Genomic DNA, 13,012 nt, shown 5'->3' with positions numbered 1-13,012 from the left:
GCAAACTACGCAAAAAAGCACGGTGCGTCAAGGCAGCACTGCAGGAAGCGCTACGAAAGAAATGCCTCTAAGGCTGCGCTCAAGGTAGCGCAAGGCTGAACGGTTAGACCAAAGTTTTTCTCCAAGCCTTTACCGGTGTCGCTGGAAAGTTTGGGAATCACCACGCGCTCAAAGCCAAGTTTTTTGGCTTCGCTAATGCGTCGCTCAAGGTGGGGCACCGCACGCAACTCGCCGGCCAAGCCAATTTCACCAATTGCAACGGTGGTGGAGTCGGCAGGAAGGTCGCGCAGGCTTGAGACGATAGCGACAGCAACGGCAAGGTCGGCAGATGGCTCGGTCAGCCGTAAGCCGCCAGCTACATTGAGAAACACATCATTTGCCCACATCGGTAAGCCCAAGCGTTTTTCCAGTACCGCTAAAAGCAGAGAAAGCCGACGCATATCAAAGCCACTGGAGACACGCTGCGGCGCAGCATAGTGTGTCTTGGACACCAAGGCTTGCACTTCTACCAAAATAGGACGTGTGCCTTCAAGGGCAGCTGTAACAGAGGAGCCTGAGATGCCGAAGCGTCGCTCCGAGAGAAAAATCTCGGAGGGATTGGGCACTTCAACCAGTCCTTCTTCACGCATTTCAAAGACACCAATTTCATTGGTAGAGCCGAAGCGGTTTTTGAGTGTGCGCAAAATGCGGTAGCGGTAGTTGCTATCGCCTTCAAACTGCAAAACGGTATCGACAATGTGTTCCAAGACTTTCGGGCCGGCAATCGTGCCATCTTTGGTGATATGTCCAATGATGAGCGCCGCTACGCCCAAGCGCTTGCAAGTCTGCATAATGCGAGCAGCACACTCACGCACTTGACTAACGCTGCCGGGCGAACTTTCAAAGACAGAGGAAAAAATCGTCTGAATGGAATCAATGATGAGAATGTCGGGCTGCAGAGAGGCAACTGCTTCGAGAATCGGCTCAAGCTCGTTTTCTGCAAGCAGCAGTAGGTTCTCGGAAGTAACGCGTAGCCGTTCTGCTCGGCTTTTGATTTGGTGCACCGATTCTTCAGCGGAAACATAAAGCAGGGTGCGCGTCGGCATTTTCGGTGCAATTTGCAGCATCAGCGTAGACTTCCCAATGCCCGGCTCGCCGCCAATCAGCACCACAGAAGCAGGCATCAGACCACCACCTAAGACACGGTCAAATTCGTCAATACCCGTCGAGAGGCGAGCGTCTGGCAAAGTCTCCAAGTCTTGTAGCCGTTTTGGCATCACCGTATTCGAGGCAGACACGCCAGCCGCACGGCGTCGCAAAGTGGCTTTGTCGTCGGGAAGCGTCTCTTCCACCATCGTGCCCCAGCTGCCACACTCAAAGCATCTGCCTTGATAGCGCAGCGAAATCGCTCCACAATGTGAGCAGCGGTAACGGGTTTTGACTTTTGACATCTAATCCTCTCACCGTTTCTGAGCTTACTTGCTAAACAAGGCAGAGCGGCCTCTAAGCGACCTTAGGCGACTGGAGCAGAGCCTTTTTCAGCCAGCAGCGGTGCTTCGAGCGGTTCTAGCTTGTGCAAAGAAGGCGTCGTGTCTTTGGACAAATACGAGTAAATCGTCGGCACGACATAAAGCGTGAGAACCGTAGAAAGCAGCATACCGCCGACTACAGCAATACCCATTGACACACGGCTTTCTGCACCGGCGCCCAGTGCCAGTGCAATCGGCAAAAATCCCAAAATCGTGGAAAGACTGGTCATCAAAATTGGGCGGAAGCGCGCTGCTGCTGCATCTTGCAGAGCATCCATCAGCGAAAGCCCCTCTGCCTTGCGTTGATTGGCAAACTCCACAATGAGAATACCATTTTTCGTGACAAGTCCAATCAGCATAATGATGCCGATTTGGCTAAAAATGTTGAGCGTTTGGTTGAAATACCAAAGCGAGAGCAAAGCACCTGAGAGCGCAAGCGGCACAGTAAAAAGAATGATGAAGGGGTCGCGGAAACTCTCGAACTGAGCAGCCAAAATGAGGTAAATGAGTGCCAACGCTAACCCGAAAGCAAAAAAGAGGCTCGAGGAGCTTTCAGCAAAGTCTTTCGAAGTGCCCGCGAGCGCTGTGCTAAATGAATCGTCCAGAACCTGTTTGGCAATCTCGTCCATTGCGGCAATGCCATCGCTCAGCGTGTAGCCTTTTGCCAAGCCAGCAGAAATAGTAGCCGAGACATAGCGGTTGTAGCGATAGAGCTGGGGAGGGCTTGCATCTTCGACAAGCGTGACAAGGTTGTCGAGCTGAATCATCTCACCCGTGCGACTGCGCACATAAAGCGAGCGTAGGTCAATAGGCTCATCGCGCCGCGCACGCGACATCTGCCCAATGACTTGATACTGCTTGCCATTCATAATGAAGTAACCAAAGCGCTGACCACTGAACGCCGCTTGAAGCGTTTGGGCAATGTCTGAAACTGAAACATTGAGCACTCGTGCCTTTTCGCGGTTAATCATCACCTGCAGCTCAGGCTTGTTGAACTTGAGATTGACATCCACCACGCCACCAAACTCTGGACGCTTACGTGCTTCGTCCAAAAACTTCGGCATAAATTCTTTGAGCTTATCAATCGTTGGTGCTTGCAGAACATACTGAACAGGTAAGCCTGCTCGACCGATGCCACCACCGATTGATTGCTCTTGAAGCACAAAGGTGCGGGCAGCGGTGTATTGATTGGCAAGGCGCTGCAGCTTATCAGCAATTTCCTGTTGTGAGCGCGACCGTTCCTCAGGATTTTTCAAAATAAGGCGAACAAAGCCTGTGTTCACCGCCGCATTCGTTCTGCCTGATGCCGTAACAACAATAATCCCTTCCGCTTCAGAGGAGACCTCTTGACGCACGCCTTCGTAGAGTTGGTCTAAAAAGGCGTTCATATAATCAAACGATGTGCCCTCTGGAGCAGTAACGGACATGCGAATAGAACTGCGGTCTTCCAGTGGCGCAAGCTCTGACTTAATGAGACTGCCCAGCAAAAGAATGAGCGCAAGAGCAAGCCCCGTGATGCCAAGCCCTGCCCAGCGATGCGTCAGAAACCAGTGAAGCGAACGCCGATAGACTTCCGTGAGTGAGAGAAAGAACGGTTCAAGGGCATAGTAAAACTTGCTGTGGTCTTGTTTGCGTAGTAGGCGACTGCTTAGCATCGGTGTGAGCGTCAGTGCTACAAAAGCGGAAATGATCACTGATCCAGCGACCACAATGCCAAACTCACGAAACAGGCGTCCAGTCAGACCTTGCAAGAAAATCACGGGTAAGAACACCGCAGCTAACACCACCGTTGTCGAGACAACCGCAAAGAAAATTTCCTTTGAGCCTTTTACGGCTGCTTGAATGGGAGGGGTGCCGCCCTCGACTTTAGCATAGATATTTTCCAGCACCACGATGGCATCATCGACCACAAGACCAATCGCTAACACAATCGCCAGAAGCGTGAGCACATTGATGGAGAAATTCATTAGATACATCACAAAGAACGCACCAATGAGCGAGATAGGAATCGCAACAACAGGAATCAGCGTCGAGCGCCAATCGCGTAGGAACACAAAGATGATAAGCGTAACCAGCACAAAGGCAATAAAGATGGTCTCGACCACTTCACGAATGGAAGCGCGAATAAACTTGGTGGTGTCGAAGCTGATGTCTAAGCGAAAGTCACTGGGCAGTTCCTTTCGAATCGCTTCCAGCCGCTTCATGGCTTCGTCGGCGATGGCGATATTGTTGGCGCCGGGCTGTGGCACCAGCACCACGACCACCATTGGAATCCCATCGCGTTTTAAGCGGGAGCGCTCATTTTCAGGACCTAATTCTGCCACACCGACGTCCTTAAAACGAATCACGCGTCCCTCAACTTGCTTGATGACCAGTTCGCCAAAGTCCTCAGGTGTCTGCAAGCGTCCAGTGGTGCGAATGCTAAGTTCGGTGGCGTTGCCCTCGATTCTGCCAGAAGGTAGCTCAATGTTTTCGGCGTTCAAGGCAGCACGCACATCCAGAGGCGTCAGTCCATATGCGGCAAGTTTGGCAGGATCCATCCAAAGGCGCATCGCATAGCGCTTCTCACCCCAAATCATCACTTCGCTAATGCCGTTGATCGTCTGCAGCCGTTCTTTGATGACATTGCGCGCAACATCGGAGACTTCCAGAATGTTACGCGTGTTGGATTGAACCGTAATCCCCATAATCGGGTCGGCATTCGCATCGGCTTTGGTAACAACAGGTGGGTCGCAGTCAGGGGGCAAAAGCCGCACTGCACGGGAGACACGGTCACGCACATCATTGGCAGCAGCCTCCAAATCTACTTCCAAGTTAAACTCAATTGTGATGCTGCTTACGCCATCAGAGCTGGTGGAAGTAATGGTGCGAATGCCTTGCGCACCGTTGATAGACTCTTCCAGCGGCTCGGTAATTTGCGATTCAATAATGTCTGCATTGGCGCCGACATAGTTCGTCGTAACCGTGATAATCGGTGGGTCGACGGCAGGATACTCACGCACGCCTAAATACAAAAATCCAATTGCCCCAAGGAGCACAATAATCAGCGACATCACAATCGCTAAGACGGGGCGGCGAATGCTAATTTCAGATAGACTCATTTTTAGCGCAAGATGAATTAGCACAGTGCTGGAGCAACCAAAGCAAGACGCAATGGCGCAGCGCAGCCTGCAGTAAGCTTAGTCGGAATTTTCCAAAGACTGGAACTCAACAAATTGCACCGCCATGCCGGGGCGCAATTGCAAAATGCCTGTAGTGATGACCGTGTCGCCGTCTGACAAGCCTGAGGTAACTTGAATTTCTCTATCGGTGCGAAGACCAATTTCCACCGATTTAGCAACGGCTTTGCCTTGTTTGGCGACAAAGACCTTTTGTCCTTTGAGCTCAGGCACTAAGGCTTCAGAAGGAATCATCACTGCACTGTCGGCATTTTGCAGTAGAAGCTCTACTTCAGCAAAAGCGCCGGGCAAGATGCGTCGGTCGCTGTTAGGATAAATGGCACGAATTGGCAAAGTGCGCGTGGCAGGGTCAATTTTCGGCTCAATCGCATAGACCTGACCTTCCAGCACTTTATCAATGCCTTGAACCCTGAAGAGCACCTTATCGCCCTTGCGCACCAGTGTGGCATACTTCTCAGGAATGGAGAAATCAAGTTTTAGCGGGCAGATATTCTGAATGCTGGCAATACGCGTGGTAGGAGAGATGTAACTACCAACGCTGACATAGCGCAAGCCCACGACGCCATTGAAAGGTGCACGCACCTCCGTTTTATCAATTTGTGCTTTGATAATATCCACTTCAGCCTTGAGCGTATTCATTTCATTAAGCGTGATGTCATACTCTTCTTGGCTGACGGCGCGCTCGGCTAAAAGCTTGCGCTGACGTTCCTCTCGAGTCTGAGCAAGTTTAAGGCGATACAAGGTGCGTTGCAACTGCGCTTGCAGCTCTGCGTCATTGATTTTAACCAGCAGCTCGCCTTGCTTCACAGGGCTGCCCTCTCGGAAAAGAATGTGCGTGATTCTGCCTGAGCTTTCGGAGCGCAGTTCAACTTCTTCGTTGGCGACCAGTGTGCCTGCAGAAAGGATACGGTTTTCAAGCTTTCGCTTGCTGACCACATAGCCCCGCACAGGAAGCATAGCATTGCCAGAAGATGGGCGTGCCGCCGCAGGAGGTTCTGCTGACTTTGGTGACAGTCGCAGCCAAAGCAGAAGCGCAATAGCTGCAAAGAAAACCCCGCTAATCAAAATCGGCTTTTTCTGCATTGTAGCGTTGCACTTGATGTGAATAATGTGAAAACAATTAACTTGCTCTGCTGCAAAAGGCTGAATTTAGAGCTTTCAAAGAGACTTCCAAAAAGGTATGCACGCTATGTGTTGAGCAGAGCAGGAGCGTCGTGTAAATCCATTCAGTTAGCCAATTTTGCTTGGAAACTCAATGAGGACCGTAAAAACAGCTATGCAAAAAAAGCCTCTCTGGCAAAAGGTATGGCCGCTCTTACTTGCTGTCGCCATTCTAAGCACAGGCTGCAAGCCAAAGGAAGAAGCACATACCATTTCGCAAAGTGTCGCCAAAGCACAGGAACAGAGCCATCGTGATGGAGCAGCAGAGAACAATCTGCCGAGCGTGGAGCACTCTCAAGCTGCCAGTTTCTGTGAAGACTTCGAGTCAGGCTCAAAGGGCAGTTACAAAAGCGGCGTTGTGCGGCTCAAAACAGGGGAGTGGCTCTTTGAAGAGGCCCTAATCGGTAGCGAGGAAAAAGACCGCAAGAGTGGCAATCGTGCGGCACGGGTGCGTGGACTGGGAAAGCTCACGATGCTGTTTGATTATCCAGATGGGGCGAAGAGTGTCTCCATTCGTCACGGCGTCTATGGTAACGATGAGGGAGGAAAATGGTCGCTGTGGCTTTCAACCAATAGTGGCGATTCGTGGCGACGGGTAGGAGCAGCCGTGCAATCAAGTTCGCCCAGTTTGGAGGTCGCTACATTTGCAGTGAATGTCAGTGGCAAGGTGCGCTTTGAGATTCGCACGGAGTTGCCTGAAAAAGTGCGCGTGAATTTTGACGACTTCATCATTGAGCCGCTTGGAGGCAGCGCACCCCAAACCAAAGCTGAACCGCCGCCGACCAGTCCAGCAAGTCCAGCAACGCTCAGCGTTGAGGCGCGCATTCAAAAGCAAATTGAGCTGGGCATGCCAACGGGCGCCTCACCTGAGTATATCATTCGCCGACCTCAATACGTGCTCTCCTACAACCGTAATCTGAATGTAGCAAATTGGGTGTCGTGGCATGTCAATGCGGAAAGCTATGGACCCGTCCCACGCTATCAAGGACCATTTCTCACCGATAACAGCCTGCCAACAGGAATGTATCGCGTAACACATCAGGATTACACCGGTAGCGGATACGACCGTGGGCACATTGTGCGTTCACAAGAACGCACCGCCACGCGTGAAGACAATGATGCGACCTTTTACCTTACAAACATCTTGCCACAAAAACCTGACCTAAATCAAGGTGTCTGGAATAGCTTTGAACTCTACTGTGAGCGTCTGGCAAAGCAAGGCAAGGAGCTGTATCTTGTCTCGGGCGGCATTTTTGAAAAAGACCCGCCACGCCTCAAGGGCAAAGTGGCTGTGCCCAAAAGTTGCTGGAAGATTGTGGTGGTCTTGGAGCGAGGACAGGGCCTGAAAGATGTAACCAAAAACACACGCGTGATTGCCGTAGATATGCCAAACATTGATGGCATTCGTGATGATGACTGGCGCAAGTATCGCGTGAGCGTAGCGGAATTAGAGCGGCGAACAGGGTTGAAGTTTTTTACAGCAGTGCCAGAAGAAGTGCGAAAAGCACTAATTGAGAAAATAGATACGGAGTGAGTGTCTGAGCGAACTGCATCCTATGCTCACCCTTTTACGATGTGAGAGTGTCGGACTCCCAGTTTGGAAGAAATCGTGTGGGAGGCTATATTTGCAGTCCATCTCGACACAAAGCAAGTGGAGCTGTAGCTCAGTCGGTTAGAGCGCCTGCCTGTCACGCAGGAGGTCGCGGGTTCGAGCCCCGTCAGCTCCGCCAACCTCTCTTCGCTTTCCCGTTCCCTGTCTCTCGTAAAGCCAGCAAGCAAGTCTGTGTAACCAAGTGGCTGTGCTGACACAAGGCGTTGCTTTGTAGCAGCCCATCAAGAAGTTACGGAAATAAGCCAAGTTTTGCAGATATTCAGGCGTGTTAGGTGGAATGCAGCAGAAGTGATAGCGCTTGAGGCTGCATGGCGCGCTGTCGATAGTTCGTTGCTTGTTTGAGAGATTGAGCTAAAATAAGAAGAAAGGGGGAATGATGGCAACGCTTGAACGCACCATTCGCAAACGCCCGCTGAAGCCGAAATATCACGGCAAGAAAATGTCGCTTGAAGAATTTTTGGACTTCAAAGCCGAAGACGGCTTCAAATACGAGTGGAACAACGGCTTTCTGGAAGCAAGGGAAAAAATGATTAAACTGTCCGAGATTTACATCGTTGAAAATTTGCGAGCGGCTTTCGAGCAAACTGAGTTTAAAAAACGAGGCGGTGCGATGATAACAGAAACCGTTTGTCCAATTTCAGAAGAAAAATATCGCATTCCTGATATTTCTTTTTTTACGAAAGACCAAATCACCGAAGCGCGAGAGGGCAAGTTCCCTGTGCCACCATTTATCATTGAGCTTGTTTCTGAAAACGACCAACTCTGCTACTATGAAAACAAGTTAGAGGAGTATTTTCTTTCGGGCGTGAAGGTGGTGTGGCTTATCGTGCCAATGAAGCAAAAAGTTTATGTCTATACGGGTTTGAAGGAAGTGAAAATTTGCATGGGCGATGACATTTGTTCTGCCGCGCCTGCAATCCCAGATTTCCAAATTTCGGTTAATCAAATTTTTGGCAATTAACGATGGCAACGCTGACGGCAACGAAACTGCGAACTAAAAAGCGTCGAGAACAAAAGCCGCTTTACGACGGCAAGAAAATGTCGTTGGAAAAATTTTTGGATTTCAAAGCCGAAGACGGCTTCAAATATGAGTGGAACAACGGCTTTCTGGAAGCAAGAGAAAAAATGATTAAAGCGGCAGAATTCTATTTGGTTAATAATTTGCAGCGCGCGTTTCTGAATACGTCTGCTTTTAAACAGGGAAGCGCGTTGCTGACGGAGTCAGTTTGTCCGATATCTGAGGGGAAGTATCGGGTGCCTGACCTTGCGGTATTTACGAAGGAGCAAATTGAGCGCGCCAAAGAAGGTGAGCAGCCCGTGCCGATATTCGTCATTGAACTGGTTTCCGAGAGCGACCGAATGAGTTATTATGATGAGAAATTAGACGAGTATTTTTCGGCAGGAGTTCAATGCGTGTGGCTGATTTTGCCAATGCGCAAAAAAGTGAGCGTGTTCACCTCTCCAAAAGAGGTCAAGATTTGCACTGACGATGACATTTGTTCTGCCGCGCCTGCAATCCCAGATTTCCAAATTTCGGTTAATCAAATTTTTGGCAATTAACGATGGCAACGCTGACGGCAACGAAACTGCGAACTAAAAAGCGTCGAGAACCAAAACCGCTCTACGACGGCAAGAAAATGTCACTGGCAGATTTCCGAAACTGGACAGCCGAAGATGGCTTCAAATACGAGTGGGACAACGGAATCCTTAGAGCCAAAACAGGAATGAAAATCAAAGAACGAATGATTGTGGCGCGCCTATTAAGGCGTTTTTCGCAAACAAAAGCGTATCAAAACGGCGGCGAGCTGTTGCCCGAAGCGGAGACGTTTTTTGAGCCTGTTGGCAAACTGCGCATTCCTGATTTGGCGTATTTCACGAAAGAAGAGCTCTTGCGCTCCGAACAAGGCGAAGAGACGATTCCAAAATTCATCGTTGAAATCATTTCGCCGACCAACACGGTTGATGAGATTCAAACGAAATTGAAGGATTATTTCACGAGCGGCGTTCAGATGGTCTGGGAAATTTTTCCGAAGCATCAACTCGTGCGAGTTTATGCGTCGCTCAAAGAGGCGAAAATTTGCATAGGCGACGACATCTGCTCAGCAGCGCCAATCATTCCTGATTTTCAAATTGCCGTCAATCAAATTTTTAATTCGTAACCGTTCATTTCAACGCATCAACTCTATGCCAAACAAAGTCGCATTCAACGAAACCTATCCGACGATTGCAGAATCGCAAAAACTCTATGCGCGCGCCGCAGGCTTGATTCCCGCCTACACGCAAACGCTCGCCAAAGGACCGGGGCAATACGTGAGAGGCGTTGCGCCAATCTATCTCCAACGCGGCAAAGGCGCTCACGTTTGGGACGTCGATGGCAACGAATACATCGACTACCAAATGGCAATCGGTCCGCTCTCGCTCGGCTATTGCTACGAAAAAGTCGACAGTGCCATCAAAGCACAACTTGCCGATGGCATCACATTTTCGCTCGTGCATCCGCTTGAAGTCGAGGTAGCGGAGTTAATCCGAGAAGTTGTGCCAAATGTGGAAATGGTGCGTTACAGCAAAACAGGGTGCGATGTAACATCCGCCGCTGTGCGCTTAGCGCGCGCTTACACGGGACGCGAGAAAATCCTCTGCTGTGGCTATCACGGCTGGCACGACTGGTATATCGCCGTAACCGACCGTAACAAAGGCATTCCCCAAGCCACGCAAGACCTGACCTTTACTTTCAACTACAACGACATTCAATCTGTCTTGGACGCAATTGACCACGAGACGGCTTGCGTCATCTTAGAGCCAATGGTGTTCGAGTTTCCGAAAGATGGCTTTTTGCAAAAGCTCCGCAAAGTCTGCGATGACTACGGCGCCGTGCTCATCTTCGACGAAATGTGGACAGGCTTCCGCTTTGCGTTGGGCGGTGCACAAGAACTCTTTGGCGTGCAAGCCGACTTAATGTGCTTCTCCAAAGCCATCGCCAATGGAATGCCTATCAGTGTGCTGTGCGGTCGAAAAGAGCTAATGCAACTGTGCGACAAAGACATTTTCTTCTTTACGACCTTTGGCGGTGAAGCCCTCTCACTGGCAGCCGCAAAAGCTACCATTCTGGAACTGCGTGAGAAGAACGTGCCCGCTTACCTTGCTGCGCAAGGCAAAAAACTGCGCGAAGGCTACAACCAAATCGCCCAAGAACTTGGAATGGATTACACCGCTTGCATCGGACACGACGCGCGCACCCTCGTTACCTTCGCGTCAAAAGACGGCAGCAATCCGCTTGAAATGAAATCGCTTGTGCAGCAAGAAATGATTAAGCGCGGCATCTTGTGGGGCGGCTTTCACAATATGAGCTTTTCGCATACTGACGAAGATATTGCCTACACGCTGGCAGCCTACCGTGAAGTCTTGCCAATTCTCAAAAAAGCCATGGACGAGAAAAACGTGCGCGCCTATCTCAAAGGCGAACCAGTGGAGCCAGTGTTCCGCAAGACAAGCAACTTCAATACGAAGCCGAAAGCAAAAGTGTCGGCTTGAAGAGAAAAAGCCTGCTTAGCGCGTGCGCCCGTGTGCAATGGCTTCAGCAACAGCACTAAGCAAATCTGAAAGGGCGTAAGGCTTTGGCAAAATGCGGAAAAGACCTGCGCCCTCAAGTTCCTCTGAATACGCCGGCTCTAAGTATCCCGTGGTCAAAATGACGGCTGCAGGAGAGCGAAGCTGCCTAATGCGCCGGAGCACATCTAAGCCATTCATCTCAGGCATATTCAAATCAAGCACTACAGCGTCAAAGGCGCCTTTGCCTGCTTCAAAGAGTGCTACGCCCTCCAAACCATTTGAGGCTGTATAGACTACATAACCTTGCTCGCGCAACGCATCTAAGACCAGCTCGCGAATATCCGTTTCATCTTCAATCAGAAGCACGGTGCCAGCACCGACACTGGGAGTAGAATGCGTCGTAAGGGGGGATTGACTTCCAGCATGGGGAACTGGTCGCATAGGCGGGAAGAAAAGATGGAATGTGGTGCCTTTGCCCACCTCGCTTTCCAAGAGAATAGAGCCGTGATGCGTCTGAACAATGCCATAGACCATTGAAAGCCCAAGCCCCGTGCCTTTGCCTGTCTCTTTGGTCGTAAAGAAAGGGTCGAAAATTTTGGTGCGAATTTCCTCAGGAATGCCCGTGCCGTTGTCTTGCACGGCAAGGTGCACAAACATCTCTTGGCTCCGTAGCCCATATGCGGCTTGCAGGTGAGGGGGGATTGTCTCGTAACGCAACTGAAAAACTATCTCGCCTTGGGAGCGAGCGCTGCCTAAAAGTGGCTGAATGGCATCGCGAGCATTGACCGCAAGATTCAGCAAGACTTGCTCCAACTGACCTTTGTCGCCTTCAATCATCGGAACATCGCCTGCGGCATCAATGGAAACTTTAATGCGCCTATCCAGCGTGGGTTCAAGAATTTGTAGCACATCGAAAATACAGTCACGAAGTTGGACAGGTTTGACATCGGTTTTGCTCTGACGTGCAAAGCCGAGCATTTTTTTCACGATTGCGGCAGCGCGGTGTACGCTGGCTTCAATGCGCGTGACTTTTTCGCGCTCAGGTGTGCCTTCTGGGAAGCGCTTACGCAGCATCGTGGCATAGCCCAAAATGCTTTGCAGAATATTGTTGAACTCATGCGCCACACCACTTGCTAAAACACCCAGCGATTCCATCTTCTGCGCATGCAAAAGCTGTGCGTAATACTTTTCCTTTTCCAATTCAGCCTCTTTTTGCGCCGTAATGTCCATCACCGAGCCATAGACCTTGATAACTTTGCCTTGATGGTCTTTGAGCGGTTTGCCAATGACTTTCACCCATTTTTCCTTGCCGCTCTCCGTGCGAATACGCATCACGCATTCATAGCCAACCCCTTCCCGCAGAGCGCGTTCAAAAATAGGGATAAGTCGCTCGGCTTCTTCTGGCGGCAGATACTGAAAGAATTCTTCTAGCGACGGCGCGCCAGCAGAAAAATTGCGTTCATAGATGCGAAACACTTCTGCCGACCAAGCGCTTTTGCCCGTCGTTACATCATACTGCCAGCTACCGATGCGCGCAATTTCCTCTGTGTCGGCGAGCATCGCTTGCATTTCGCGCAGCGCCTTCTCAGCACGCTTGCGCTCAGAGATGTCGAGTGCTGTGCCAATGAGCCGATAAACTTTGCCTGCCGCATCTTTCAGCGGCGTAATCCGCACAATCCAATCGGCAGCGTTTTCTTTGCCAGTTAAGAGGACGCGCGATTCAAATGTCTGTGTCGTGCCAGCTTCAATACATTTCTGGTAGCGTCGACGTATCGTTGCAATCGCTTCTGGTGGCAAAATGTCGTTCAGTTCGCTCAGGGTTTTACCAATTAGCTGGCTATTAGGTATGCCCGTGCTTCGCTCGTGCGCTGGATTTAAGCCCGCAATGCGAAACTCACCGTCAGGAAGCACATCAACAACGAAAATGTCAAAGTCCAGACCATAAAAGATGCTTTGCAAAAAGCCATAAGCTTCTTGCAGAGCCGCTTCAGCTTCCTTTTCTT

At 50.5% G+C, this 13,012-nt stretch carries 9 protein-coding genes and 1 tRNA gene; 6 read left to right on the top strand and 4 right to left on the bottom strand.

The window, feature by feature from the left end; translation table 11 throughout:
* Positions 1–50: 50 nt before the first annotated feature.
* The 3 genes from radA to NZM05_10740 all read right to left on the bottom strand — a co-directional run bounded on the left by radA (position 51) and on the right by NZM05_10740 (position 5,770).
* Positions 51–1,430 carry a DNA repair protein RadA gene (gene radA, locus NZM05_10750; GenBank protein MCS7014091.1) on the bottom strand — a complete coding sequence of 460 codons (1,380 nt, stop codon included), beginning with the start codon at positions 1,428–1,430 and terminating at the stop codon, positions 51–53.
* Between the two features lie 62 nt (positions 1,431–1,492).
* On the bottom strand, positions 1,493–4,609 hold the full coding sequence (locus NZM05_10745) for an efflux RND transporter permease subunit (GenBank protein ID MCS7014090.1): 3,117 nt from the start codon (positions 4,607–4,609) through the stop codon (positions 1,493–1,495).
* Between the two features lie 78 nt (positions 4,610–4,687).
* Positions 4,688–5,770, bottom strand: coding sequence for an efflux RND transporter periplasmic adaptor subunit (locus NZM05_10740; protein MCS7014089.1), 1,083 nt, complete (start codon positions 5,768–5,770; stop codon positions 4,688–4,690).
* Positions 5,771–5,963: 193 nt separating this feature from the next.
* On the opposite strand from NZM05_10740, the gene NZM05_10735 reads away from it, so the two are divergent.
* The 6 genes from NZM05_10735 (at position 5,964) to NZM05_10710 (ending at position 10,991) form a co-directional block, all read left to right on the top strand.
* A complete protein-coding gene (locus tag NZM05_10735) occupies positions 5,964–7,382 on the top strand; it encodes a DNA/RNA non-specific endonuclease (GenBank protein MCS7014088.1) in 1,419 nt (472 codons plus the stop codon).
* Positions 7,383–7,501: 119 nt separating this feature from the next.
* Positions 7,502–7,578: transfer RNA gene (locus NZM05_10730), tRNA-Asp, on the top strand.
* Positions 7,579–7,833: 255 nt separating this feature from the next.
* Positions 7,834–8,421 carry a Uma2 family endonuclease gene (locus NZM05_10725; GenBank protein ID MCS7014087.1) on the top strand — a complete coding sequence of 196 codons (588 nt, stop codon included), beginning with the start codon at positions 7,834–7,836 and terminating at the stop codon, positions 8,419–8,421.
* A 2-nt stretch (positions 8,422–8,423) separates the two neighbouring features.
* A complete protein-coding gene (locus NZM05_10720; GenBank protein MCS7014086.1) occupies positions 8,424–9,020 on the top strand; it encodes a Uma2 family endonuclease in 597 nt (198 codons plus the stop codon).
* Positions 9,021–9,022: 2 nt separating this feature from the next.
* A complete protein-coding gene (locus tag NZM05_10715; GenBank protein MCS7014085.1) occupies positions 9,023–9,619 on the top strand; it encodes a Uma2 family endonuclease in 597 nt (198 codons plus the stop codon).
* A gap of 25 nt (positions 9,620–9,644) precedes the next feature.
* Positions 9,645–10,991 (top strand): aminotransferase class III-fold pyridoxal phosphate-dependent enzyme, encoded by a 1,347-nt coding sequence (locus NZM05_10710; GenBank protein ID MCS7014084.1) that lies wholly within the window; start codon positions 9,645–9,647, stop codon positions 10,989–10,991.
* Positions 10,992–11,006: 15 nt separating this feature from the next.
* Here NZM05_10710 and NZM05_10705 read toward each other — a convergent pair.
* Positions 11,007–13,012 (bottom strand): PAS domain-containing protein (locus tag NZM05_10705; protein ID MCS7014083.1); only part of this gene is annotated, 2,006 nt, incomplete at its 5' end.

The sequence above is a fragment of the Chloroherpetonaceae bacterium genome (assembly GCA_025056565.1).
Classification (GTDB): domain Bacteria; phylum Bacteroidota; class Chlorobiia; order Chlorobiales; family Thermochlorobacteraceae; genus Thermochlorobacter.
The sequence above is the reverse complement of the archived record's forward strand: the minus strand, read 5'-3'. Positions and strand labels throughout refer to the sequence as shown.